General features: G+C 59.6%; 24 protein-coding genes. 8 read left to right on the top strand and 16 right to left on the bottom strand.

Going from position 1 to position 23088, the window contains the following annotated elements; translation table 11 throughout:
- Positions 1 to 51 precede the first annotated feature (51 nt).
- On the top strand, positions 52 to 1239 hold the full coding sequence (cfaB, locus tag ACWKV5_RS13105; RefSeq protein WP_483841580.1) for a C17 cyclopropane fatty acid synthase CfaB: 1188 nt from the start codon (positions 52 to 54) through the stop codon (positions 1237 to 1239).
- On the opposite strand, the gene cls is transcribed toward cfaB, so the two are convergent.
- Entirely contained in the window at positions 1236 to 2675 is a 1440-nt protein-coding gene (cls, locus tag ACWKV5_RS13110) for a cardiolipin synthase (protein ID WP_483841581.1), read from the bottom strand. The genes cfaB and cls overlap by 4 nt on opposite strands.
- 131 nt (positions 2676 to 2806) lie before the next feature.
- Here cls and ACWKV5_RS13115 point away from each other — a divergent pair, with 131 nt between their 5' ends.
- Positions 2807 to 3328 (top strand): DUF3617 domain-containing protein, encoded by a 522-nt coding sequence (locus ACWKV5_RS13115; protein ID WP_483841582.1) that lies wholly within the window; start codon positions 2807 to 2809, stop codon positions 3326 to 3328.
- A 24-nt stretch (positions 3329 to 3352) separates the two neighbouring features.
- On the opposite strand, the gene ACWKV5_RS13120 is transcribed toward ACWKV5_RS13115, so the two are convergent.
- The 7 genes from ACWKV5_RS13120 to folE2 are packed head-to-tail and all read right to left on the bottom strand — an operon-like array spanning position 3353 to position 9493.
- Positions 3353 to 4249 carry a His/Gly/Thr/Pro-type tRNA ligase C-terminal domain-containing protein gene (locus ACWKV5_RS13120; RefSeq protein WP_483841583.1) on the bottom strand — a complete coding sequence of 299 codons (897 nt, stop codon included), beginning with the start codon at positions 4247 to 4249 and terminating at the stop codon, positions 3353 to 3355.
- Positions 4250 to 4281: 32 nt separating this feature from the next.
- On the bottom strand, positions 4282 to 5619 hold the full coding sequence (locus ACWKV5_RS13125; protein WP_483841584.1) for a dihydroorotase: 1338 nt from the start codon (positions 5617 to 5619) through the stop codon (positions 4282 to 4284).
- 2 nt (positions 5620 to 5621) lie between these two features.
- Entirely contained in the window at positions 5622 to 6182 is a 561-nt protein-coding gene (locus ACWKV5_RS13130; RefSeq protein ID WP_483841585.1) for a gamma carbonic anhydrase family protein, read from the bottom strand.
- Positions 6179 to 7054: a metal ABC transporter substrate-binding protein gene (locus ACWKV5_RS13135; RefSeq protein ID WP_483841586.1), complete on the bottom strand. Its 876-nt coding sequence runs from the start codon at positions 7052 to 7054 to the stop codon at positions 6179 to 6181. The genes ACWKV5_RS13130 and ACWKV5_RS13135 overlap by 4 nt, the downstream gene beginning before the upstream one ends.
- 11 nt (positions 7055 to 7065) lie before the next feature.
- Positions 7066 to 7932, bottom strand: coding sequence for a metal ABC transporter permease (locus ACWKV5_RS13140; protein WP_483841587.1), 867 nt, complete (start codon positions 7930 to 7932; stop codon positions 7066 to 7068).
- Complete coding sequence (locus ACWKV5_RS13145; RefSeq protein WP_483841588.1) at positions 7932 to 8600, bottom strand: metal ABC transporter ATP-binding protein; 669 nt, start codon at positions 8598 to 8600, stop codon at positions 7932 to 7934. Before ACWKV5_RS13145 ends, ACWKV5_RS13140 begins: the two co-directional genes overlap by 1 nt.
- Positions 8597 to 9493 carry a GTP cyclohydrolase FolE2 gene (gene folE2 / locus ACWKV5_RS13150; RefSeq protein ID WP_483841589.1) on the bottom strand — a complete coding sequence of 299 codons (897 nt, stop codon included), beginning with the start codon at positions 9491 to 9493 and terminating at the stop codon, positions 8597 to 8599. Before folE2 ends, ACWKV5_RS13145 begins: the two co-directional genes overlap by 4 nt.
- Positions 9494 to 9578: 85 nt before the next feature.
- Between folE2 and ACWKV5_RS13155 the strand changes: the two genes are divergently transcribed.
- Complete coding sequence (locus ACWKV5_RS13155; RefSeq protein WP_483841590.1) at positions 9579 to 10775, top strand: N-acetylmuramoyl-L-alanine amidase; 1197 nt, start codon at positions 9579 to 9581, stop codon at positions 10773 to 10775.
- Here the strand turns inward: ACWKV5_RS13155 and ACWKV5_RS13160 are convergent.
- On the bottom strand, positions 10772 to 11149 hold the full coding sequence (locus tag ACWKV5_RS13160) for a glutamine synthetase (protein WP_483841591.1): 378 nt from the start codon (positions 11147 to 11149) through the stop codon (positions 10772 to 10774). The genes ACWKV5_RS13155 and ACWKV5_RS13160 overlap by 4 nt on opposite strands.
- Before the next feature lie 143 nt (positions 11150 to 11292).
- On the opposite strand from ACWKV5_RS13160, the gene zigA reads away from it, so the two are divergent.
- Positions 11293 to 12501 (top strand): zinc metallochaperone GTPase ZigA, encoded by a 1209-nt coding sequence (gene zigA / locus ACWKV5_RS13165; RefSeq protein WP_483841592.1) that lies wholly within the window; start codon positions 11293 to 11295, stop codon positions 12499 to 12501.
- On the top strand, positions 12501 to 13151 hold the full coding sequence (locus ACWKV5_RS13170) for a DUF1826 domain-containing protein (RefSeq protein WP_483841593.1): 651 nt from the start codon (positions 12501 to 12503) through the stop codon (positions 13149 to 13151). The genes zigA and ACWKV5_RS13170 overlap by 1 nt, the downstream gene beginning before the upstream one ends.
- 4 nt (positions 13152 to 13155) lie before the next feature.
- Here the strand turns inward: ACWKV5_RS13170 and ACWKV5_RS13175 are convergent, their stop codons facing one another.
- Positions 13156 to 13512 carry an NADH:ubiquinone oxidoreductase gene (locus ACWKV5_RS13175; protein ID WP_483841594.1) on the bottom strand — a complete coding sequence of 119 codons (357 nt, stop codon included), beginning with the start codon at positions 13510 to 13512 and terminating at the stop codon, positions 13156 to 13158.
- Between the two features lie 27 nt (positions 13513 to 13539).
- Here ACWKV5_RS13175 and ACWKV5_RS13180 point away from each other — a divergent pair, with 27 nt between their 5' ends.
- A complete protein-coding gene (locus ACWKV5_RS13180) occupies positions 13540 to 14505 on the top strand; it encodes a CobW family GTP-binding protein (RefSeq protein ID WP_483841595.1) in 966 nt (321 codons plus the stop codon).
- Here ACWKV5_RS13180 and ACWKV5_RS13185 read toward each other — a convergent pair.
- The gene (locus ACWKV5_RS13185; RefSeq protein ID WP_123433186.1) at positions 14502 to 14915 is read right to left on the bottom strand and encodes a DUF3301 domain-containing protein; all 414 of its coding nucleotides are present in this window, start codon (positions 14913 to 14915) and stop codon (positions 14502 to 14504) included. The two genes, ACWKV5_RS13180 and ACWKV5_RS13185, sit on opposite strands and share 4 nt — an antisense overlap.
- A 120-nt stretch (positions 14916 to 15035) precedes the next feature.
- Between ACWKV5_RS13185 and pdxY the strand changes: the two genes are divergently transcribed.
- Entirely contained in the window at positions 15036 to 15908 is an 873-nt protein-coding gene (pdxY, locus tag ACWKV5_RS13190; protein WP_027926264.1) for a pyridoxal kinase PdxY, read from the top strand.
- 112 nt (positions 15909 to 16020) lie between these two features.
- On the opposite strand, the gene ACWKV5_RS13195 is transcribed toward pdxY, so the two are convergent.
- Entirely contained in the window at positions 16021 to 16503 is a 483-nt protein-coding gene (locus ACWKV5_RS13195; protein ID WP_123433184.1) for an acyl-CoA thioesterase, read from the bottom strand.
- Between the two features lie 201 nt (positions 16504 to 16704).
- On the opposite strand from ACWKV5_RS13195, the gene ACWKV5_RS13200 reads away from it, so the two are divergent.
- Positions 16705 to 18468, top strand: a complete 1764-nt coding sequence (locus ACWKV5_RS13200; protein WP_483841596.1) for a cation:proton antiporter — start codon at positions 16705 to 16707, stop codon at positions 18466 to 18468.
- A gap of 29 nt (positions 18469 to 18497) precedes the next feature.
- On the opposite strand, the gene ACWKV5_RS13205 is transcribed toward ACWKV5_RS13200, so the two are convergent.
- From ACWKV5_RS13205 to uvrD, 4 genes are all read right to left on the bottom strand, one after another.
- On the bottom strand, positions 18498 to 18905 hold the full coding sequence (locus ACWKV5_RS13205; RefSeq protein ID WP_007943369.1) for an SMI1/KNR4 family protein: 408 nt from the start codon (positions 18903 to 18905) through the stop codon (positions 18498 to 18500).
- 285 nt (positions 18906 to 19190) lie between these two features.
- Positions 19191 to 20066 (bottom strand): Tim44 domain-containing protein, encoded by an 876-nt coding sequence (locus tag ACWKV5_RS13210; RefSeq protein WP_483841597.1) that lies wholly within the window; start codon positions 20064 to 20066, stop codon positions 19191 to 19193.
- 179 nt (positions 20067 to 20245) lie between these two features.
- Entirely contained in the window at positions 20246 to 20686 is a 441-nt protein-coding gene (locus ACWKV5_RS13215) for an EamA family transporter (protein ID WP_483841598.1), read from the bottom strand.
- Between the two features lie 159 nt (positions 20687 to 20845).
- Complete coding sequence (gene uvrD, locus ACWKV5_RS13220; RefSeq protein ID WP_483841599.1) at positions 20846 to 23029, bottom strand: DNA helicase II; 2184 nt, start codon at positions 23027 to 23029, stop codon at positions 20846 to 20848.
- Positions 23030 to 23088: the final 59 nt, after the last annotated feature.

The following is a 23088-nucleotide window of genomic DNA, read 5'->3' on the forward strand; positions in this document are numbered from 1 at the left end:
TCTAGGATGGTCTACCCTCACATCAGACGTCTGAAACCAGGGGAACACTCCATGCTCGCGCATCTTCCACCGGCCTTACAGAATCTGCAGCTACCGTTACGCCTGCGACTCTGGGACGGCCATGAATTTAATCTGGGGCCAACGCCCAGCGTCACGATTGTGGTCAAGGACCCACAAATGGTTACCCAGTTCACCCATCCAAGCCTGGACGCGCTCGGAGCGGCGTTTGTCGAGGGCAAGCTTGAGCTTGAAGGCTCCATCAGCGACGTTATCCGCGTCTGCGATGAGTGGAGTCAGGCGATGCTGGACGAAAACGACGACAATCAGCCGGTGCGTACCGTCCACGACAAAGAAACCGACGCCAAAGCCATCTCCTATCACTACGACCTTTCCAACGCGTTTTACCAGCTGTGGCTCGACAGTGACATGGCGTATTCCTGCGCGTATTTCGAGACCGGCAGTGAAACCCTGGAGCAGGCACAACAAGCCAAATTCCGTCATTTGTGCCGCAAGTTGCGGTTACAGCCGGGTGAATATTTGCTGGACGTCGGTTGCGGTTGGGGCGGACTGGCGCGGTACGCGGCGCGGGAGTTCGGCGCGAAAGTGTTCGGCATTACGCTCAGTAAAGAGCAACTCGCCCTGGCCCGTGAACGCGTGAAAGAGGAAGGCCTGGAGGATCTGGTCGAACTGCAACTGCTCGACTACCGCGACCTGCCTCAAGACGGGCGCTTCGACAAAGTAGTCAGCGTCGGCATGTTCGAACACGTCGGCCACGCCAACCTGGCTGAGTACTGCAAAACCCTGTTCGGCGCGGTGAAAGAGGGCGGCCTGGTGATGAACCACGGGATCACCGCCAAACACACCGACGGCCGTCCGGTGGGACGCGGTGCCGGCGACTTCATTGAGAAATACGTGTTCCCCAACGGCGAGCTGCCGCACTTGTCGATGATATCGGCAGAGATCAGTGAAGTGGGGCTGGAGATCGTCGACGTCGAGAGCTTGCGCCTGCACTACGCGCGCACTCTGGACCATTGGAGCGAACGTCTGGAAGACAATCTGGAGGCGGCGTCCAGGCAAGTGCCAGAACAAGCCTTGCGGATCTGGCGGCTGTACCTGGCGGGATGCGCTTATGCGTTTGCCCGGGGCTGGATCAACCTGCACCAGATCCTCGCGGTCAAAGCCCACCCCGATGGCAGCCATGAATTGCCATGGACCCGCGACGACATCTACAACCCTTAGAGAATCGGTGAAATAAGCCGGGCGACCCGCATGCCGACTTGTTGCAGGCGGTGGGTCTCCCGGCCTTCGTCTTTGGCGATTTCATGGGCCTGATCGAAGTCATCGTTAAGCATCTGTTCCACCTCGGCAGCAAACGCGCTGTCGACCGTCAACAACATCACTTCGAAGTTAAGCCGGAACGAGCGGTTGTCCAGATTGGCACTGCCGATGGCGCTGATTTCACTGTCGATCAACACCACTTTCTGATGCAGGAAACCGGGCTCGTAGCGGAACACCCGCACGCCGGCGCGTACGGCTTCGAAGGCATAAAGGCTGGAGGCGGCGTAGACGATGCGGTGGTCCGGACGCGAGGGCAGCAGCAGTCGCACATCGACACCACGAAGTACCGCCAGCCTGAGTGCGGCGAACACCGCTTCGTCGGGGATGAAGTAGGGGCTGGTGATCCACACCCGTTCAGTCGCGGCATGGATGGCTTCGACGAAGAACAATGAACAGGTTTCGTAGGAATCCGCCGGACCGCTTGCCAGCAATTGGCACAGTACGCCGTCGTCTGGATACACGTCCGGCAGGATCAGCGGTGGCAGCGAGCGTGCAGCCCAGAACCAGTCTTCGGCAAAAGACTCCTGCATACAGGCGACTACCGGCCCGCGCACTCGAACATGGGTATCGCGCCAAGGTGCCAGTGGTGGTTTCTCGCCCATGTACTCGTCGCCCACGTTGTGCCCGCCGACGAAGCCCAGCACACCATCGACCACTACAATCTTGCGGTGGTTGCGGAAGTTGACCTGGAAGCGATTGAGCCAGCCACTGCGAGTGGCGAACGCTTTGACCTCGACGCCAGCATCGCGCAACGGTTGCACGTAGCTGTGGGGCAGGGAGTGGCTGCCAATTCGGTCGTACAGCAGGTAAATCGCGACGCCTTCGGCCGCTTTCTTCAGCAGCAGGTTTTGCAGGCGTTGGCCGAGACGATCATCGTGGATGATGAAAAATTGAATCAGCACGGCTTCTTTCGCCTGGCTGATGGCGTCGAAAATCGAATCAAACGTGGCTTGGCCATTGATCAACAAATGCACTTCGTTGTTCGCCAGGCACGGCATGCGGCCCAGCTTCGGCATCGCCCGCAGCGACGCATAGGCATTGGAAGCACGAGCGGTCAGCGCCTCCTCGACCCAGGGGCGCCAGTTGAGCTCGGAGATGGCCTTGCGCATCTCTTCGTTGGCCTGGCGCCGCGCCTTGATGTAGCCATCAAAGGTACTGCGGCCGAAAACCAGATAGGGGATGAGCGTGAGGTAAGGCATGAACACCAGCGAAAGCGCCCAGGCGATCGATCCCTGGGCGGTGCGGACGGTGAGCACCGCGTGAATGGCAGCGATCAGGCCCAGCGTGTGAAGCAGTGCAATGGTGTAGCCGAAAATGTGCGGTCCAAAGTAATCCATGGGGCAGCCTTGCTCCTGAAGATTCAGTGCTTAACAGACCATGTTCCGTGCAGAATGTCGCTATTTAATTGGCCCATGAACCGAAGCCGATGCCCGGCGTCTAACGGCCACAACTGATCAGGAGTTACTCGATGAACGTTCGTCTGCTGGGTTTGGCCATGGCTATTGGTTTGTCACTTCCTTTGGCAGCGCAGGCGCAAATGCTGCAACCCGGGTTGTGGGAATTGACCACCAGCAACATGCAGGTCGATAACCAGAACCTGCCGGACTTGCAGCTGATCCTCGGGCAGTTGCAGAGCCAGATGACCCCGGAACAGCGCGCGCAACTGGAGAAACAGGGCATCACCATGGGCGGCAAAGGGATTCGGGCGTGCCTGACGCCGGAGCAGGTGAAGACCGACAATATTCCTCTGACCGACCCGCAATCGGGCTGCAAACAGGAAATCACCGACCGTACTGGTAACCAGTGGAAATTCCGTTTCAGCTGTCCGAAAGCGCAAGGCGCCGGTGTGGCTACTTTCCTCAGCGACCGTGAGTTCACCACCAAGGTCAACGGCACCTTCAATGCCACCGGCATCCAGCAAAAGGGTAGCCTGGAAAGTCGCGCCGTGTGGCTGGGGCAGGATTGCGGGACGGTCAAACCTCGCGCTTAAGACCTTCGCCGTTACACCCGTTCCCTACACGCTCGTGTGGGAGCGGGCGTGATTGAGCCACTGACACGCCGCCTCAACATCCATCCTGCCGAAATCCTCACCGGCACCGCTGCGCAAACTGACGAACTCACCTTCCTGTTCCTTCTCGCCCACAACCATCAGGTACGGCACTTTTTGACCGTGCTCGCGAATCTTGTGGCGGACCTTTTCATGCCGCAGATCCACATGGACGTGCACACCGCTTCGGCGCAATGCCTCGGTCACCGACTGGACATAACCCGCCTGACGCTCCGCCATGCTGACAATCATGACCAGGGGCGGTGCTCGCCAGCTGTCCAGTTCCTGTTGGCAAGACCAACACGTGCCGTAGATCCGTTGCTCAGATTTACCGTTGATGTGGTCGAGGGAGAATGCCTGCAACACCTTCGTGGCTGGAACGTGCGGGCCTGTCGTCAACTGTTCGAAGTCTCCCAGGCGGTATAGCGACAAATGCTCTGCTGGCTTCATTGTCTGTCGGCGGATCGAATGGTTGGTCGCGGCCAGCAATTGCATCCGGGCTTCGATGAGGGGCAGGTCGGACCGGGTCAGCGACTGCTTGACGGTAAATCCATAAAAGAACCCGTCACCCAGAGACGATCCAGACTGCAACTGCACATGGGGATAAAGTTGCTTGACCGCCATTGCCAGTATCAACGCGCAGGAGCGTCGAAGAATCTCCAGGCCGTCGGGCTCTTGAGGCGTGACGATGCTGACCCGTGCATCGCCCCGGATCACGTGTTCGCAGTCCACCAACACGCCGTCCACCCGACCGGCCACCGCCGCTTTGGCCAGTCCGGTGCTGATACTCGCGGCGAGTTCATACACGGACAAAGGCTGGCTGTATTCACGCAATGAACCATCGGGCAGGCGGATCTGAATCATGGTGATGCTCTCGAGTGCTTCTGTATTGCGCGCTAGCGCATAAACCGTAGAGGTAATCCCTGACAGTTGTCATTAAGACGTTTGTCGTGCCAGGCAATTTGCCCGGACACCAGCGTGGTATTGACGCTATGACGAAAACGCTGCCGGGCGAAGGGCGTCCAGCCGCATTGAGACAGGATGGGTTGCTGGGAAACGGCAACGCCATCAGGTTCGGATTTGATCAGAACGAGGTCGGCCCAATAGCCTTCGCGCAGATAACCGCGGTCGGGGATGGCGAACAAATCGGCTACGCGGTGACTGGTCTTGGCCACGAGGGTGGTTATCGGCAGGACTTCGTCAGCCATTAATTCCAGCAACGCGGGCAGGGCGTGTTGCACCAGCGGCAGGCCGGAAGGTGCCTGACGATAAGGCTGTTGTTTCTCCGCCCAGGTGTGCGGCGCGTGGTCGCTGCCGATCACATCGAGTCGATTGCTCAGCAATGCGTGGCGCAATGCATCGCGGTCGGCTTGAGACTTGATGGCCGGGTTGCACTTGATCAGATTACCGAGGCTCGAGTAGTCCCGATCATCGAACAGCAAGTGGTGCAGGCACACTTCGGCGGTAATGCGTTTCTGCGCCAGCGGCTTGTCTTCAAACAGCGCCAGTTCGCGGGCGGTGGTCAGGTGCAGCACATGCAACCGGGTGCCATGCCGCTTGGCCAGGTCCACGGCCATCGAGGAGGAGCGAAAGCACGCCTCGGCGTTGCGGATGAGTGGGTGGGCGGCCGCAGGAATATGTTCGCCGAACAGGTCTCGAAGGTTTGCGTCGTTGGCATTGATGCTGGGCGTGTGCTCGCAGTGGGCCAACAAAATCGTCGGCACTTGTGCGAATAGCCGCTCCAGAATCCGAGGATCATCGACCAGCATGTTGCCGGTGGAGGCGCCCATGAACACTTTGACGCCGGCGACTTCGCAAGGATTGAGCGCAGCGATGGTGTCGAGGTTGTCATTGCTGACGCCGAAATGGAACCCGTAATTGGCCACTGAACTGATCGCTGCGCGGCGCTTCTTGTCCGCCAGGTCTGCGAGGGTCAGGGTCGCCGGACGGGTGTTGGGCATGTCCATGAAACTGGTGATTCCACCGGCCACTGCTGCCCTCGATTCCGTGTAGAAACTGCCCTTGTGCGGTGCGCCGGGATCGCGAAAGTGCACTTGGTCGTCGATCATTCCGGGTAGCAGCCATTGGCCGTCGGCATCGATTTCCACGTCGGCATTTTCATCCTGGATGCTGCTGGCGATCTTCACGATCCGACCATTGCTGACCAGCAGATCTCCCTCGAACTCACGGCCCTCGTTCACCAGCCGGGCATTGCGAATCAGCACACTGCTCATGATCAGAACTCGTTTTGCAGCGCTTTGTAACCGCGCACCAGGTCGACGTTGGTGCGCGCCACGTCCTCGGAAAACTCCGAGGCGCTGACACTCACCGGTGGAAACTGCGACAGGTCGGTGTTCGGTCCGATGCGGGTGGTGGAGGGTACGTAAAAGTCATCGGGCAAGTCGCGACCGTCGACCACCGAGTTATGCCGCACCACGCAACCATCACCCACCGCGCAATTGAACAGCACGCTGTTGAAGCCGATGAACACCCGGTCACCGACGGAGCAAGGGCCATGCACAATGGAGCGGTGGGCGATCGAACTGAACTCGCCGATGGTGACGGCTGCGCCAGACTTGGAATGAATCACCACGCCGTCCTGGATGTTCGAGTTGGCGCCGATGGTGATTGGCTCCATCTCACCACTGGCGTCTACTTCGTCGGCACGAATCACCGCGTAAGGGCCGACGAAGACGTTCTCTCCAATCAGCACTTTGCCGCAGATGATGGCGGTCTTATCCACATAGGCGGACTGCGCAATTTGCGGTAAATCCCCTGAAGGGTTCTTGCGGATCATTGCTTGCTCAACGCTTGGTAGAGAGTGTTGAGGTTGTATTCGAACAGCCCGGCAAAGGTGCTGGCCGGCCCGGTGGCAGCGAGCGCGTCGGAGTACAACGTGCCACCGATCTGCGCGCCGCTTTCATCGGCAATCTGTTTGAGCAGTCGGGCGTCCTTGATGTTTTCCATGAACACCGCTTTGACCTTGGCCTGGCGTATCTGGGTGATCAGCGCAGCCACTTCGGCAGCCGAAGGTTCACGTTCCGTGGACAGTCCTTGCGGTGCCATGAAGTCGATCCCGTAGGCCTGACCGAGATAGCCGAAGGCGTCATGGGAGGTGACTATTTTGCGATTGCCCGGTGGCAGCGAACCGAGCTTGGCCTTGGCTTCGGCAAGCAGGGCGTAGATCTTTTTCAGGTAGGCCTGGCTGTTGCGTTGGTAGTCCGCCGTGTTCGCCGGGTCGGCTGCGATGAGCGCCTTGGTGATGTTGGCGATGTACAACTCAGTGTTCGCCAGGTTGTGCCAGGCGTGAGGGTCGGGAATGGTCTCGCCGTCTTCATCCAGAGAGCGCGGGATGACGCCGTGACTCGCACTGATCACCGGTGCTTTGGTTTCGGTGCTGGTCACCAGACGGTCCAGCCATGGCTCAAAACCCAATCCATTCTTGATGATCAGCTTGGCCCTGAGCAGCGCCTTGGCGTCGTCCGGCGTAGGCTCGTAGGTGTGGGCGTCGGCGTCCGGACCGACCATGTTGGTGATCTGGATATGCTCGCCGCCGACCTGATGGGTCATGTCGGCGAGGATGCTGAAGCTGGTGACCACCTGAAGTTTTTCCGCCGCAGACAGCGACATCGACAGCATCAAACTGAACAGCACAAGTAGAGCGCGCATCGGGCAACACCTCATTGGGATGTGAGCAAAGGCGGGCGGCGCAACAAACCGTGCACCGGACCGAACACCACGGACAGCAGATAAAGACCGCCGGCAACCAGCACAATCGCCGGACCGCTGGGTAGCGAGTAGTAGAACGACAGCAGTAATCCGAGCCACACCGAGAGGCAGCCGAGCATGGCGGCGATGACAATCAACACCGGCAAGCGGCGGCTCCAGAAACGCGACGCGGCGGCGGGCAACATCATCAGACCGACCACCATCAGCGCGCCGATGGCCTGGAAACCGATCACCAGATTCAGCACCACGAGCGTCAGGAACACACCATGGGCCAACGGTCCGAGGCGGCTGACGGTTTGCAGGAAGAGCGGGTCGAGGGTGTCCAGCAACAGCGGTTTATAGATCAGGCCCATGGCGATCAGGCTGAAGCCCGAGACCCACAACATGCCGGTCAACGTCGGGCCATCGACCGCCAGAGCGGAGCCAAACAACAGGTGCAAAAGGTCCAGGCGTTTGCCGGCGATGCCCAGGATCAGCACTCCGCTGGCGAGGGAAATTGGATAGATCGCTGCCAGGCTGGCGTCTTCTCGCAAGCCAGTACGGCGGGTGATCCATGCGGCCAGTCCGGCCATGCTCAGACCGGCGCCCAGGCCACCGAAGGTCAGTGCGGGCAAACTCAAACCCGCGAACCAGAAGCCAAGTGCGGCGCCGGGCAGGATGCCGTGAGCGACCGCATCGCCGATCAGGCTCATGCGCCGCAAGATCAAAAACACCCCCAGCGGTGCCGTGCTACACGCCAGGACGAGTCCGCCGAGCAGTGCCCGACGCATGAACACAAACTCGTGGAAGGGCTGCCAGAGTTGAGCAGCGGCGAGCATCAGGCCACCTGCGATTGTGGTTGTTGGTGGATCAGTTCGGTACTTGGTCCAAGTAGGCAACCGCTACTTTTGATCAGCAGCGTGTGTGGAATGTGTTGGCGCACGGCGGCCAGGTCATGGCACACCACAACCAGGGTTCGACCCTCGGCCTGCCATTGGTGGATGTGTTTCCAGAGCAGCGATTGACCGAGCTCGTCGAGCGCCGCGTGCGGTTCGTCGAGCAACAACAATGGCGTTTGCGCAAGGCTCAATCGGGCGAGCAGGGCGCGTTGGAGTTCTCCTCCGGACAAGGCCATCAACGGGCGGTGCTCCAGACCGCTGAGGCACCAATCTTCCAGCACGTTTTTCAGGCGTTGGCTGCGCTGTTCTGGCGATTGCTTGTTGCCCCAAAATCCGGCGGCCACCAGCTCTTGGAGACTGATGGGAAATTGCCGGTCCAGGTGTTGTTGCTGGGGGAGGAAGGACAGCGAGCCTTTGCGTGGAACATCGAGGATGACTTTGCCTGTGAGGGGTTTTTGTAATCCAGCGATGACTTTCAGCAAGCTGCTTTTCCCCGACCCGTTTGCACCGATCACGGCGGTCAGGCTTCCCTTGGGCAGTTCGAAATCCACGGGAGGGGTGAGTGGCTGGCCGGGGGCGCCCCAGCGCAATGCCTGGCAACGGATCATGCAGCCTCCCAATTCCAGCGGCTTTCGGCAACGGCATCATGGGCATGCAGGCTTTCGGCGTGGACGACCCGGATGTGAAAGGCGTGGATGCCGGGTGAGCGTTTCAGGGCGAGGTTCAAACGTCGCGCGGCGTCTTCGCAGAACATCAGGTTCTGACCATTGGCCAAGGCGAAAGCTTGTTCATCGGCGCGCTTGACCGCGGTTTGCACGGCGGTGCCGAGCGTGGCTTCGGCGTCGTTGATGAGGGCCATCAGTGGTAAGTCGTCCAGATAATCGTCCAGGCGTACGTTTAGGTGCGCTGTGCTGCGTTGACTGTGGGGCGTCGCAACGATGCCTTTTGTGGAACCGAGCCACGCCAACACATCGGCGTGTTGCAGCGATCGGTTCGCGAAGTCATCGACGAATTGCTGCTGAATCAACTGCCGTGACAGTGCCGCTGAACACGGGCAAGTCGAGGAATAAGCAACGTCGATTTTTAGTTCCACGTGGAACATCGCGTTTTTCAATCGCGCTTCGATGCTCACCGGATAGCGTTTCCAACCGGCCAGCGGGCTGATTAGCGCTGGCCTTTTGAGCAGCAAATCAGCGTGAATTTTCAAGTAGGCGTTGCGGGACAGTCCTTGATGACTGTCGAGAAAACTTTGCAGGATTCGTCGCAACAAGGTCGGTGTCAGGTTTTCCTGCTCGAGCATTTCCAGCGCCAGATACAACCGCGACATATGAATCCCGCGTGCCTCTCCATCATCAAGGCTCACGCCCGCATCAGCTGTTGCGCTCAGACGCTGGCCATCGAACAGAACAGGAAGAGCAATGCCGCACATGCCCACCCAGTCGAGCGGCAGGGCTTGGCGAGAGGCTTGCGCGGCGATATCCGGCAGAGTCAGCGCATTCATGAGCAGGTCCATCGTGGGAATCGATTCGGCATGTTATGTTATTACATTAAATTCGACCACGTCTTTTTCTCGAGCGGTTCTCTTCATGCACAGACGTCACTTGCTCAACCTGATTCTGGCCAGCGCAGCCTTCGCGTTGCCCTTTGGTGTCTCGGCCACGCAAATTCGCAACGCACGGTTGTGGCGGTCGGATGACAAGCTGCGACTGGTGTTTGATCTGAGCGGGCCGGTGCACTACAAAACCTTTTCACTCAGTGCGCCCGAGCGGTTGATCATTGATCTGAATGGCGCCAACGTGAGTGGCGATTTCAGTCAGCTATCCCTCGCCGATACGGTGATCCGCTCGATCCGCTCCGGGCATTTTGGTCTGGGGGATACGCGAATCGTCCTCGACCTCAACGGCCCGGTGCAGCTCAACAGCTTCTTGCTCCCGCCGCAGGATGGCCAAGGCCATCGGCTGGTGCTCGATCTGAAGTCCGCTGCGTCATTGCCCGTTACGGTGCCCTCTGAGGCGATTCAGGAGCCGGCGCACCTCAAGCGCGACATCATCGTGGTGGTCGACCCTGGTCACGGCGGGAAAGACCCTGGTGCGGTCGGCGCCAAAGGGGAGCGAGAGAAAGACGTGGTGTTATCCATTGCTCAGCTGCTGGCCAAGCGTCTGAAGCGCGAGAAGGGCTTTGACGTGAAGCTGGTGCGTAACGACGACTTCTTTGTTCCGCTGCGCAAACGGGTAGAGATAGCGCGCAAGCACAACGCCGACATGTTCATCTCGGTGCACGCGGACGCCGCGCCGCGTCTTACGGCTTCCGGTGCCTCGGTGTATTGCCTGTCTGAAGGCGGCGCGACCTCAGCCACGGCACGCTTCATGGCGCAGCGTGAGAACGGCGCGGACCTGCTGGGCGCCACTCGTTTGCTCAATCTCAAGGACAAGGACCCGATGCTCGCCGGGGTGATTCTCGACATGTCGATGAACGCCACCCTGGCCGCCAGTTTGCAGTTGGGCAGCACGGTTCTCGGCAGCTTGGCGGGGATCACCACGCTGCATCAAAAGCGTGTGGAACAAGCTGGATTTGCGGTGTTGAAGTCGCCGGACGTGCCGTCGATCCTGGTGGAAACCGGCTTCATTTCCAATGCTCGCGACAGCCAGCGACTGGTCACTACTCGTCATCAGCAGGCCGTGGCGGACGGTTTATTCGAAGGGTTGCAGCGCTATTTCCAGAAAAATCCGCCCGCCAACAGCTACATCGCCTGGCAACAAGCGCAGAAAAAAGCGCAGGTCTAGCAGCCGCTGATCCGGCTGCAGGTGAATTTGGCGCTGCTGCCACCCGAACTGGAGAAGCGATTGATGGTGGTCCAGCCCACCCGACGGTTGTAGCCAACCCAGGCTTCGCCGTCGGAAGCGATGCCGGTGAAAAAGGTCAGTTGCCCGTAGCGGCTGTTGGTCTGTGCCCAGTAGCGCTTGCCCGCCATTTCGAAGCCGCGCAGATAGATCGTGCTGCCGACGGTGTTGACGCTATAGGCATTGCCGTCGACATCCACACAGGCCAGCAGATTGGCGCTACGGGTGCATTGGGCCAGGCTCGGAACCTGCGCCCAGGCCTGTGTAGCCACCAGTAGCGAAACACTCATAAGCGCCAGTTTCAGGGCAATACGCATGGGGTTTCTCGGGGATTGGACGGCCTTTAGCATCGGTCGCTTTGTCGTCATGGGCAAGAGGAGAGTGGCTTGATTGCATTGTTATACTATAACATTGAATCAAGCCCGACACTGCGACCGGGCATCCTTGTGAGGAATACCTGATGCCCAATCGTCTCCCTGTGACCGTGCTCTCGGGCTTTCTCGGTGCCGGAAAAAGTACGCTGCTCAACTACGTCCTGCGCAATCGCGACAACCTGCGAGTCGCCGTCATCGTCAACGATATGAGCGAGATCAATATCGATGGCAGCGAAGTCCAGCGTGACGTCAGCCTGAACCGCGCCGAAGAGAAACTCATCGAAATGAGCAACGGCTGCATTTGCTGCACCTTGCGCGAAGACCTGCTCGAAGAAGTCAGCAAACTCGCCAGGGACGGGCGTTTCGACTACCTGTTGATCGAATCCACCGGCATCTCCGAACCGCTGCCCGTGGCGGAAACTTTTACCTTCCGCGATGAAGAAGGGCAAAGCCTGGCCGACATCGCGCGGCTCGACACCATGGTCACGGTGGTGGATGGCATGAACTTCCTGCTCGACTATCAGGCCGCCGAAAGCCTCGCTTCCCGTGGCGAAACGCTGGGTGAGGAGGACGAGCGCTCGATCACTGATCTGTTGATCGAGCAGATCGAATTCGCCGACGTCATCCTGATCAGCAAGATCGACCTGATCAGCCGCCGCGAACGCGAGGAACTGATCGCGATTCTTCAACGCCTCAACGCACAGGCAGACATCATCCCCATGGTCATGGGCGAAGTGCCCCTGGAAAAAATCCTCAATACCGGTCGCTTCGATTTCGAAAAAGCTGCTCAGGCGCCGGGCTGGTTGCAGGAATTGCGTGGCGAGCACGTGCCGGAAACCGAGGAATACGGCATCGCTTCGACCGCTTACCGGGCCCGCCGACCCTTTCATCCACAGCGCTTTTTCAGCTTCATCGACCGCCCTTGGGTGAATGGAAAACTGCTGCGCTCCAAAGGTTTTTTCTGGCTGGCCAGCAAGCCCATGGACGCCGGCAGCTGGTCCCAGGCAGGTGGCTTGATGCGTCATGGTTTCGCCGGGCGCTGGTGGCGGTTTGTGCCGAAAACCCAGTGGCCGCAGGACGACGAAAGCACGGCCGGGATCATGCAGAACTGGACTGCCGCCACCGGCGATTGCCGTCAGGAATTGGTGTTCATCGGGCAGAACATCGACTTTGCTGAGCTCACCGCCGAGCTCGACGATTGCCTGCTGACGGAGGCTGAAATGGCCTTGGGTGTCGAGGGTTGGCGATTGCTGCCAGACCCGTTTGGACCGTGGCACGAAGAGGCAGCCGCCTGATGTTGGCGCCGAGTCTGAAGCGGCGTTCGGTGGTTCATCCTGTCCAGGGCGAAACGCCGCAAACGCTCGCCAGAATTCTCGATGACGAGGTAAACCTCGCCATTTGGCAGCGTCAGCTTCCCGTGCATATTGTCGACTTCGGTCAGTTGCTGCTGTCGCTGAACGCGCCGTTGGCCGAGTCGCTGGTCTTGGAGCTCGCGAGCGATGACGCCGAACCCAATCTGCAAGGACTGGCCTCAGGTTTCAGCGATCTGCAAGGGTATGAGGGCTTCATTGCCGACGTGTCGTGGTTGGTCAGCGCGTTTGCCTGTTTGTTCGGCGCCAAGCGTATCGGTCTGCGTTTGCGGGTGCTGGACAAGGCCATGTGCCCGCGTTTCCACGTCGATCATGTGCCGGTGCGGTTGATCACTACGTATTCCGGCATCGGCAGTCAGTGGCTGCGAGAGGGCGTTATGGACCGTCGCCAGTTGGGAAAACCCGAGGCCGAGCCTGTACAGGATTCGTTGATCGAGCAGATCGCCAGTGGGGACGTGGCGCTGTTGAAGGGCGAAAAGTGGCATGGCAACGAAGGTTTTGGGCTGATTCACCGCTCGCCGCAACTGGCATCGGGCGAGCGTCGTTTGATCCTGACCCTCGATTGGCTCGGCTGACGCCTCAAGGCGTGAGCCAGTTGCCCTGGCTTTGCGCTTCGCAAAACGGCTTCAGATAGGCCGCATCGGTGGCCACGCCGTAATAGTGAATGTCCTGCCGGTAAGGCATATTGGCGACTTGAGCATTGCTGCACACCCCGAATGCGCCGGTTGGGCATTGGTCAACGTACTGCACGTCGACGGTCTGCCCGGCCAGATTGGGCTGGCAGAAGCCGTCGGCGAAGAGCTTTTCCGGGATGTTGCGGTTTTGCTGGCAGACTTTCACGTCCAATCTTGCGGATGTGGTATGTACCACGCAGGCTTGGGCAAACACTTCGCCGGAACACAGCGCCAGCAATAACGACAATCCCATCAATCGCATCTTTTACTTCCTCAGAAAACACCGACCATGTTGCAGAACATTCCCACGCACGTCATTGCCGGTCCATTAGGGGCTGGCAAAACCAGCCTGATCAAGCACCTGTTGGCGCAGCGGCCGGTCGGCGAGCGTTGGGCGGTGCTGATCAACGAATTCGGGCAGATTGGCCTCGACGCTACGTTGCTGACCTCGGATGCCGATGGTATCGCACTGGGTGAAGTGGCCGGCGGCTGTTTGTGTTGCGTCAATGGCGCGCCGTTTCAGATCGGGCTCGGACGGTTGCTGCGCAAGGCGAAACCGGATCGGCTGTTCATCGAACCCTCCGGTCTCGGGCATCCGGCCCGGCTGCTTGAACAGCTGAGTGAGGCGCCGTGGGTCGGTGTACTGGCGGTACAACCCTGTGTACTGGTGCTGGATGCCCAAGCGCTCGCGGCTGGCAAACCGCTGCCGGCGGCTCAACAGGAGACATTGAACAGCGCCGGCTTGTTGGTGTTGAACAAGGCAGAAAATCTCGACGTTGATGATCGTCAGCGAATCGCCGCGCAGTTACTGCCTCGTCCCCTGTACTGGACGCAGCAAGCTCAGTTGCCCTTGAGCCACTTGCCGGGGCTCCAGGCTCGGGCTGAAACGGGTGTGGATAACTTCGTCGTGCCCAAGGGGCTGGCGCAGCTGCCGGCCATCTGGACCGATCCCTCGCTACCGATTTGCTTGAGTCAGGAACAGGAGGGGGGCTGGAGCATCGGCTGGCGTTGGCATCCGAGCCAGAGGTTCGACGTGGCGCGCATGGGCCTATGGCTTGAAAGCCTGCCCTGGCGGCGGGCGAAGTTGGTTATCCACAGCGTTGACGGTTGGGTCTCGGCCAATGCGCTGGATAACTCGCAACTGGACTGGAAGCCCAGCGAATGGCGCCAGGATTCGCGGATAGAACTGATTTTCAGCGAGCCGCAGGAGGCTGATTTACTCCAAGCCGCTTTGGCGGGCTGCCGATCGGGTTAAGGGCGCCACTTGGTGTGTTCTTGCCGCCACTGGCTCAACTCGATCACCTCGGCGCGGGGCTTCACTACATCGACGACCGCCGGCGTGTCGTCGAAAGGCATCGGGTAGGGCGCCAGTTCGATTTGCGCGCTGTGGGCGCCGAATTGGGTGATGGTGCCGTTGTGACGGGTTTCGCCGGTCACGGTGAACTCAAAGTTGTACACGCGAGCCAGGCGGCGCCGGCCGTTGGCGTCTTTGATGAACGCGATCTTTTTCAAGGCCACGTTGCCGTCCAGCAACTCGATGCCAAGCTTGGCACAATGCTGCTTGACCCGCTCCAGCGCGCGCTCGCGCAAGCCATGGTTGTGCCACAACCACGCGCCACCGGTAGCGAGCAGCATCAGCACGAAGATATTTCCGAGGGTCAGCATCAACAGGTTGCTCCAACTAGATAGTGTCAGCTTAACTGCGTCGCCGGTCTGTCGTACAGGCTGCGTTTCGTCGCATACTGCGCGGCTCGAATTTCAATCGTTTTACGGAAAACTCACCGCATGAAACGTACGCCCCATCTGCTCGCCATTCAGTCCCATGTTGTGTTTGGCCACGCTGGCAACAGCGCTGCGGTTTTCCCGATGCAGCGGGTCGGGGTGAATGTCTGGCCGCTCAACACCGTGCAGTTCTCCAACCACACCCAGTACGGCCAGTGGACCGGTGAAGTGCTCGCGCCGCACCAGATCCCTGAGCTGGTCGAAGGCATTGCCGCGATTGGCGAGCTGGGCAACTGCGATGCGGTGCTGTCGGGTTACTTGGGCAGTGCTGCTCAGGGCCGGGCGATCCTGACCGGCGTGGCGCGCATCAAGTCGATGAATCCCAAGGCACTGTATTTGTGCGACCCGGTGATGGGCCATCCTGAGAAAGGTTGTAGCGTTCCGGCCGAAGTCAGCGACTTCCTGCTGGAAGAAGCGGCGTCGGTGGCTGACTTCATGTGCCCGAACCAGTTGGAACTGGACAGCTTCTCGGGACGCAAACCGCAGTCACTTTTCGATTGCCTGGCCATGGCGCGAGCGCTGTTGGCGCGTGGGCCGAAGGCGGTATTGGTCAAGCATCTGGACTATCCCGGTAAGCCGGCGGATGGCTTCGAGATGTTGCTGGTGACTGCCGAGGGCAGCTGGCACCTGCGTCGTCCGCTGCTGGCGTTTCCGCGTCAGCCGGTGGGCGTGGGCGACCTGACGTCCGGGCTGTTCCTGGCGCGGGTGTTGTTGGGTGACAGTCTGGTCGCTGCGTTCGAATTTACGGCGGCAGCGGTGCATGAAGTGCTGCTGGAGACTCAGGCCTGTGCCAGCTATGAGCTGGAATTGGTGCGGGCGCAGGACCGGATTGCTCATCCCCGTGTGCGGTTCGAAGCGACGGCGATCAGCCTCTGAATTTGCGTCGACGCCATTCGCGAGCAGGCTCGCTCCCACATGGATTCCCTGTAGGAGCGAGCTTGCTCCGGGCGGCGTTCCGACGATGACTATCTAAAGTCGACCACAGGTCTCAGGCATCACCCTTGATTTCCTGATAGCGCTTTTCCAGCTCCTGACGAATCTGCCGACGCTGCTGGGCCTGCATGAAGCGGCGTTTGTCTTCGCTGTTCTGCGGTTGCAGTGGTGGGACAACAGCCGGTTTGCGGTCGTCATCCACCGCGACCATGGTGAAAAAGCAGCTATTGGTGTGGCGTACCGAGCGCTCGCGGATGTTCTCGGTCACCACCTTGATGCCCACCTCCATGGAGGTGTTGCCGGTGTAATTGACCGAAGCCAGGAAGGTCACCAGTTCGCCGACATGAATCGGCTCGCGGAAAATCACCTGGTCCACCGACAGCGTCACCACGTAGCGACCGGCATAACGGCTGGCGCATGCATACGCGACTTCGTCGAGGTACTTGAGCAAGGTACCGCCGTGGACATTGCCAGAGAAGTTGGCCATGTCGGGGGTCATCAATACCGTCATCGACAGTTGTGCGTTTCCGGGTTCCATAGCGTTCTCACGGTTCAAGGCAGAATTTCAGGGGCGCACCTCTGCGGGTGCCTTGTCAGCTTTTCAAAACCAACAGTTATCGTGACGCCGGGCAGGTGGCTGCCGTCACGCCCGTTTCGATCTGTTTCCATATATTGCACCGCCTTTGCGGCGCAAGTCCCGGTGTTAACCTCCAAAAGTCCCCCTTAAGGAGCCCACGCCATGCATGCCATCAGTTTCATTCAGGATTTGGCAGTGATCATGTTGATCGCGGGCGTGGTGACCGTGCTGTTCCATCGCTTCAAGCAGCCGGTGGTGCTGGGCTACATCGTCGCCGGTTTCATCATCGGCCCGCACACGCCGCCGTTCGGGCTGATCCACGACGAAGAAACCATCAAGACCCTCGCGGAGCTCGGGGTGATTTTCCTGATGTTCTGCCTCGGCCTCGAATTCAGCCTGCGCAAGTTGTTCAAGGTCGGTGCGACGGCGTTCATCGCGGCGTTCCTCGAAATCGTGCTGATGATCTGGATCGGCTACGAGATCGGTCGCTGGTTTGACTGGAACACCATGGATTCGCTGTTCCTCGGCGCGATTCTGGCGATTTCCTCGACCACCATCATCGTCAAGGCACTCAACGACCTGAAGATGAAGAACGAGCGTTTCGCGCAGTTGATCTTCGGAGTGCTGATCGTCGAAGACATCCTGGGCATCGGCATCATTGCGTTGCTGTCGAGCATCGCCGTCAGCGGCACGGTCAGCTCCGGCGAAGTGTTTTCCACGGTCGGCAAGCTTTCGCTGTTCATGATTGTCGCGCTGGTCATCGGGATTTTGCTGGTGCCACGACTATTGGCGTACGTAGCTAAATTCGAAAGTAACGAGATGCTGCTGATCACCGTGCTGGGGCTGTGTTTCGGTTTCTGCCTGCTGGTGGTGAAACTGGAATACAGCATGGTGCTCGGTGCATTCCTGATTGGCGCGATCATGGCCGAGTCTCGGCAACTGTTGAAAATAGAGCGTCTGATCGAGCCGGTTCGCGACTTGTTCAGCGCCATTTTCTTTGTCGCCATCGGCCTGATGCTGGATCCGATGATCCTCCTGCAATACGCCTGGCCAATCGCGGTGATCACCGTGGCGGTGGTGCTTGGCAAGATGCTGTCCTGCGGCCTCGGGGCGTTTATCGCCGGCAATGACGGACGCACCTCACTACGCGTGGGGATGGGCCTTTCGCAGATCGGCGAATTTTCTTTCATCATCGCCGCGTTGGGCATGACGCTGCAGGTCACCAGCAACTTCCTCTACCCGGTCGCCGTGGCGGTTTCGGTGATCACTACGCTGCTGACTCCGTACCTGATCCGAGCGGCCGATCCGCTGTCGATCAAGCTCGCCGCGGTGATGCCGCAACGGCTGGGCCGGGTGTTGGGGATGTACGGCGAATGGCTGCGCAGTATTCAGCCGCAGGGCGAGGGCGCGCTGCTGGCGTCGATGATTCGGCGGATTTTGTTGCAGGTGGGGGTCAATCTGGCGCTGGTGATTGCGATTTTCTTCTCGGGGGCGTTCTTCGCCGAACGCATGTCCGCGTATCTGCAAGGCTGGATCAGCGACCCGAGCTGGCAGAAAGCATTGATCTGGGGTGGGGCGCTGCTGTTGTCGTTGCCGTTCCTGATCGCCGCCTATCGCAAGCTCAAGGCGCTGTCGCTGCTGTTGGCCGAGATGGGCGTGAAGCCGGAAATGGCCGGGCGTCACACACAGCGAGTACGTCGGGTGATCGCCGAAGTGATTCCGATCCTCTCGCTGCTGGTGATTTTCCTGCTACTGGCAGCCTTGTCCGCCAGTATTCTGCCGACCAACAAGTTGCTGGTACTGATCATCGTGGTCGCCGCCGCCGTGGCAGCATTACTCTGGCGCTGGTTCATCCGCGTGCACACGCGGATGCAGGTGGCGTTGCTCGAAACCCTGGACAACCACAATGATGCCCCCGGTCACTGACATCGCACCTGCTACAAAGCCGAGACGTCTCAGCTTTCCAGCCAGACGTCCCGCGCCCAGTGCCACACTGATTCCCAGGTTTCTTCGGCGATCAGTTCTTCTTCGGCCTGCCACAGCACCACGGTGCCGTCTTCTTCGACGAGGTAGTAGTCGTCACCGTCCTGGCAGATCGGGATCATACTGCGGTCAACGCCAGCGTCCCAGGCGTTGGCAGCAACGTCTGGCAGGTAGGTGTGGGATTGCGGGTCGGTGACAGTCACCGGCTCCAGGCTGCCGTAGACCACGTCGCTGACGGTCAGCAAAAATTCTCTGAAGACGAACGGAATATCGATGAACAGTTGTTCTTCGATTTCCACGATCTGGTCTTCGTCGGGCAGCTCCAAGGGGACCGGTACCGGTTCGTTGGCTTCACGCAGTTGTTCGATGATTTCTTCCACGTCCGGGATCCTCTTGCTTGATGGCGCGGTTTAGTTGGGGCGGTTTATACAGTAGCTCGCTATAGATGCAACCGCGAAATAGAAAACCCCAGCCAAGGCTGGGGTTTTCATTACAGCACGCTAGGTTCTGTCTGGAACGTGCCTGCGCGTCGATCATACTGCGTTAAAAACAGGTTCGAAATGCTCATTGACTAACGTCAAGTCGGGTGCGACCCCAGCCGTTTCTCACCTGTTTTTGCCTTGTCTGATCTTAGCTCGGCACCTTCCAAACAGAACCGGGTCGTATCAGCCGTTCTGGCGGATACCGGCCACCAGCCAAGGCTGGTTTTCGCCCTGCGGACGTTCCATGTTCCAGCTTTCGCTGAACACTTCGCCCTGATCGAAACGTGAAGTCTTCGACACGCCGCTGAAAGTCAGGGTGGCGATGGTCTTGTCGGCACGATCATCCACGCCGTCCAGTTGAACATTGAGGTTATCAATGTAGGTGGACTGGAAGCCGTCGCCCAGGTCAGCACGTTCGCGCTTGAGGAACTCGAGCATTTGCGGGGTCACGAACTCGGCGATCTTGTCCATTTCGTTGGCGTCCCAATGCTGCTGCAGGGACTGGAAGTGGTTGCGGGCCGCTTCAATGAAGTTCTTTTCATTGAACCAGGCTGGCGCATTGATAACCGGACGAGCGGCAACCGGAGCAGCCGAACCACCGAAGATCGAACCGCCAGCAGGCTGCTGGTCGAACACTTCACGCTGCATCGGTGCGTGGCCAGCTGGAGCCATGTGCTCCTGTTGCTTGCGACGACGAGCGGCGATGAAGCGGAAGATCAGGAAGGCGATGACCGCCATGATCAGGATGTCGAAGATCTGCATGCCCTGGAAGCCACCGCCCATGAACATGGAGGCCAGCAGGCCACCGGCAGCGATGCCGGCCAGAGGGCCGAGCCAGCGCGAAGCACCGCCAGCCTTGGCGGCAGCGCCTGCGGCACCGGCAGCACCAGCGGTCGCCGCAGCGCCGCCCATGCCTGGAGAAGAAGGCGCCATTTGGCTGGTCTGGTGGGTCGGCGCAGCGCCGACGCTTTTGCCGCCACCAAAGCGCTTGGCGTTGGCGTCGAGGCTCATCGTCAGGCCGATGCACAACGCCATGGCGATGCTAAGAAAACGTTTCATAAAGGGTAATCCCATTTGTGGATGGCACGCGCGCCATGTTGCACAGCTGAAGTGTTACTGGCTAGCGGCAGAGTGTTTCGGGCTTTTGCCTGACAGGTTGCGTTCAGCTTCAGTCAGCGCAATAAGGCCTTTTGACTTTCGTCCGTAGGACGAGTGGATAGCTTATGTAGGAAGGATGCCTAGCGTCGCAGCGCCAGCATGACCACACCGGCCGTAATCAGGCCGATTCCGCCCCATTGGCGCAGGTCGAGTTTTTCGCCCAGCAGAATCACGCCGAGCACCGCCACCAGCACCACGCTGAGCTTGTCCACAGGAGCAACCAGCGAGGCCGGCCCCAGTTTCAGCGCGCGGAAGTAGCAGATCCACGAGGCGCCGGTGGCCAGTCCCGACAGCAGCAAGAACAGGTAGCTCTTCGCCGAGATCGATCCTAATGATTGATATTGGCCCGTGGCGTACAAAATCAAGGCCAGGCTGACCAGTACCACTACGGTGCGTAGCAGGGTGGCGAAGTCGGAATTGACGTTTTCGATGCCGATTTTGGCGAAGATCGCGGTCAGGGCGGCAAACGCCGCCGACATCAGGGCCCAGAATGTCCAGGAAGAAAAGAAGCCTGAGCCCATTATTTCGCGCCTTAAAAGATCAACCTGCCGGGGTGGGGTTGAGCACAAACCCTGTGGGAGCGAGCCTGCTCGCGAAGGATGCACCACGGTTTATCAGATATACCGCGGCGCTTTCATTCGCGAGCAGGCTCGCTCCCACAGAAAAGCTATTAGATAGCCCTAAACAGCTTCCAGCTTCGCGTAACCCAGCATCAGCCACTTGCTGCCTTCGCTGAAGTTCACCTGCACCCGCGCCTGCGCGCCGGAACCCTCGAAGTTGAGGATCACGCCGTCACCAAAGATCGAGTGCCGTACAGTCTGACCCAGGCTGAAGCCGGTTTCCGGGATCTCGCTGCCGCTGAACAGGTTGCTGCCACTCATCGATTGATTGCCACCGAACGGACGGCTGACACTGTTCGACAAGCGCACTTCCTGGATCAGGCCTTTCGGCACTTCCCGTACGAAACGCGAGACCTTGTTGTAGGTTTCGCTGCCATACAGGCGTCGGGTTTCAGCATAGGTCATCACCAGATTCTGCATGGCCCGGGTGATGCCGACGTAGGCCAGGCGGCGTTCTTCCTCAAGACGGCCGGGCTCTTCCAGGCTCATCTTGTGCGGGAACAGACCTTCCTCCATGCCCACCAGGAACACGTAAGGGAATTCCAGGCCCTTGGCGCTGTGCAAGGTCATCAGCTGAATGCTGTCTTCGTGCTCCTCGGCCTGAGTATCGCCGGCTTCCAGCGATGCATGGCCAAGGAACGCCGCCAGCGGCGTCAGGTCTTCGTCTTCTTCGGCGTTTTCGAAGTTGCGCGCGGCGCTGACCAGTTCCTCAAGGTTTTCTACCCGAGCCTGGCCTTTCTCGCCTTTTTCCGCCTGGTGATAGGCAATCAGCCCGGATTGCTCGATGACCGTCTGGGTCATCAGGTGCAGGGGCATTTCCATGCACTTGGCAGCGAGGTTCTCGATCAACTCGATAAAGGCACCGAGCGCGCCGGCAGCACGACCGGTCAGGCCTTTATTGGCGACCAGCAGGCGCATGGCTTCCCACATCGACACATCGCTGTGACGGGCATGGTCGCGAATGGCTTCGACGGTCTTCTCGCCGATGCCTCGGGCCGGAACGTTGATCACCCGCTCCAGTGCCGCATCGTTGCCTCGGCCTTCCAGCAAGCGCAGATAAGCCATGGCGTTCTTGATTTCTGCCCGCTCGAAGAAGCGCTGACCGCCATAGATGCGGTACGGAATGCGCTCGCGCAGCAAGGCTTCTTCCAAAACGCGCGATTGGGCGTTGGAGCGGTACAAAATCGCGATATCGCTGCGAGCCAAGCCGGTTTTCAGCGCGCTTTCGATGGTTTCCACCACGTAACGTGCTTCGTCGTGTTCGTTGAACGCAGCGTACAGGTTGATCGCTTCGCCTTCGCCGCCATCGGTCCACAGCTCTTTGCCCATGCGCCCGGTGTTGTTGGCGATCAGGGCGTTTGCCGCTTTGAGGATACCGGCGGTGGAGCGGTAGTTCTGCTCCAGACGAATGGTCTCGGCATCCGGGAAATCATCGGAGTACTGATAGATGTTCTCGATTTTCGCGCCGCGCCAGCCGTAGATCGACTGATCGTCGTCGCCCACCACCATCAGGCTGTCGCCGCCCTTGGCCAGCAGACGCAACCAGGCGTACTGCACGGCGTTGGTGTCCTGGAACTCGTCCACCAGAATGTGGCGGAAACGTTTCTGATAATGAGCCAGCAAACCCGGGTGGTCGCGCCACAAATCGAGGGCGCGCAGCAGCAATTCGGAGAAGTCGATCACGCCGGCGCGCAGGCAGGCAGCCTCGTAAGCCTCATAAATACTGCGCATGGTCGCCAGGAACATGTCGCCACTGGCTTGAATATGTTGCGGACGCAGACCTTCGTCTTTCTGCCCGTTGATGAACCACTGGGCCTGACGGGCCGGCCAGCGTTGTTCGTCCAGGCCCAGCTCGCGGATCACCCGCTTGACCAAGCGTTGCTGGTCGTCGCTGTCGAGAATCTGGAAGGTCTGGCTCAGCCCGGCTTCCTGCCAGTGCGCCCGCAGCAAGCGGTGCGCCAGGCCGTGGAAGGTGCCGACCCACATGCCGGCGGGGTTGAGCCCCATCAGCTGCTCGATGCGCTGACGCATCTCGGCCGCGGCCTTGTTGGTGAAGGTCACCGACAGGATGGAGTGCGGCGAGGCGTTTTCGACCTGGATCAACCAGGCGATACGGTGCACCAGCACTCGGGTTTTACCGGAACCAGCACCGGCCAGGACCAACTGACGACCCACGCGGGCAGCTACGGCCTGGCGTTGGGCATCGTTGAGGGAGTTCAGCAGAAGGGAGAGATCATCGCGCATCGGGGCATTCTAGGGTGCGCCGCCACACCGGGCAAACCGAGCTTTGCATTAGCCGATGA

The organism is Pseudomonas oplopanacis (assembly GCF_057128725.1).

Bases quoted from the DNA above. Each gene is read 5' to 3' on its own strand.
- ACWKV5_RS13185 (WP_123433186.1), bottom strand. From the start codon at position 14,915: ATGCTGACCCTCGGAAATATCTTCGTGCTGATGCTGCTCGCTACCGGT.
- ACWKV5_RS13125 (WP_483841584.1), bottom strand. From the start codon at position 5,619: ATGAGCAGTGTGCTGATTCGCAATGCCCGGCTGGTGAACGAGGGCCGT.
- ACWKV5_RS13130 (WP_483841585.1), bottom strand. From the start codon at position 6,182: ATGATCCGCAAGAACCCTTCAGGGGATTTACCGCAAATTGCGCAGTCC.
- ACWKV5_RS13210 (WP_483841597.1), bottom strand. From the start codon at position 20,066: ATGAAACGTTTTCTTAGCATCGCCATGGCGTTGTGCATCGGCCTGACG.
- cfaB (WP_483841580.1), top strand. From the start codon at position 52: ATGCTCGCGCATCTTCCACCGGCCTTACAGAATCTGCAGCTACCGTTA.
- ACWKV5_RS13200 (WP_483841596.1), top strand. From the start codon at position 16,705: ATGCATGCCATCAGTTTCATTCAGGATTTGGCAGTGATCATGTTGATC.
- zigA (WP_483841592.1), top strand. From the start codon at position 11,293: ATGCCCAATCGTCTCCCTGTGACCGTGCTCTCGGGCTTTCTCGGTGCC.
- ACWKV5_RS13135 (WP_483841586.1), bottom strand. From the start codon at position 7,054: ATGCGCGCTCTACTTGTGCTGTTCAGTTTGATGCTGTCGATGTCGCTG.
- ACWKV5_RS13180 (WP_483841595.1), top strand. From the start codon at position 13,540: ATGTTGCAGAACATTCCCACGCACGTCATTGCCGGTCCATTAGGGGCT.
- ACWKV5_RS13115 (WP_483841582.1), top strand. From the start codon at position 2,807: ATGAACGTTCGTCTGCTGGGTTTGGCCATGGCTATTGGTTTGTCACTT.
- ACWKV5_RS13195 (WP_123433184.1), bottom strand. From the start codon at position 16,503: ATGGAACCCGGAAACGCACAACTGTCGATGACGGTATTGATGACCCCC.
- ACWKV5_RS13160 (WP_483841591.1), bottom strand. From the start codon at position 11,149: ATGCGTATTGCCCTGAAACTGGCGCTTATGAGTGTTTCGCTACTGGTG.
- ACWKV5_RS13170 (WP_483841593.1), top strand. From the start codon at position 12,501: ATGTTGGCGCCGAGTCTGAAGCGGCGTTCGGTGGTTCATCCTGTCCAG.
- pdxY (WP_027926264.1), top strand. From the start codon at position 15,036: ATGAAACGTACGCCCCATCTGCTCGCCATTCAGTCCCATGTTGTGTTT.
- ACWKV5_RS13140 (WP_483841587.1), bottom strand. From the start codon at position 7,932: ATGCTCGCCGCTGCTCAACTCTGGCAGCCCTTCCACGAGTTTGTGTTC.
- ACWKV5_RS13175 (WP_483841594.1), bottom strand. From the start codon at position 13,512: ATGCGATTGATGGGATTGTCGTTATTGCTGGCGCTGTGTTCCGGCGAA.
- ACWKV5_RS13145 (WP_483841588.1), bottom strand. From the start codon at position 8,600: ATGATCCGTTGCCAGGCATTGCGCTGGGGCGCCCCCGGCCAGCCACTC.
- ACWKV5_RS13155 (WP_483841590.1), top strand. From the start codon at position 9,579: ATGCACAGACGTCACTTGCTCAACCTGATTCTGGCCAGCGCAGCCTTC.
- ACWKV5_RS13215 (WP_483841598.1), bottom strand. From the start codon at position 20,686: ATGGGCTCAGGCTTCTTTTCTTCCTGGACATTCTGGGCCCTGATGTCG.
- ACWKV5_RS13120 (WP_483841583.1), bottom strand. From the start codon at position 4,249: ATGATTCAGATCCGCCTGCCCGATGGTTCATTGCGTGAATACAGCCAG.
- uvrD (WP_483841599.1), bottom strand. From the start codon at position 23,029: ATGCGCGATGATCTCTCCCTTCTGCTGAACTCCCTCAACGATGCCCAA.
- cls (WP_483841581.1), bottom strand. From the start codon at position 2,675: ATGGATTACTTTGGACCGCACATTTTCGGCTACACCATTGCACTGCTT.
- folE2 (WP_483841589.1), bottom strand. From the start codon at position 9,493: ATGAATGCGCTGACTCTGCCGGATATCGCCGCGCAAGCCTCTCGCCAA.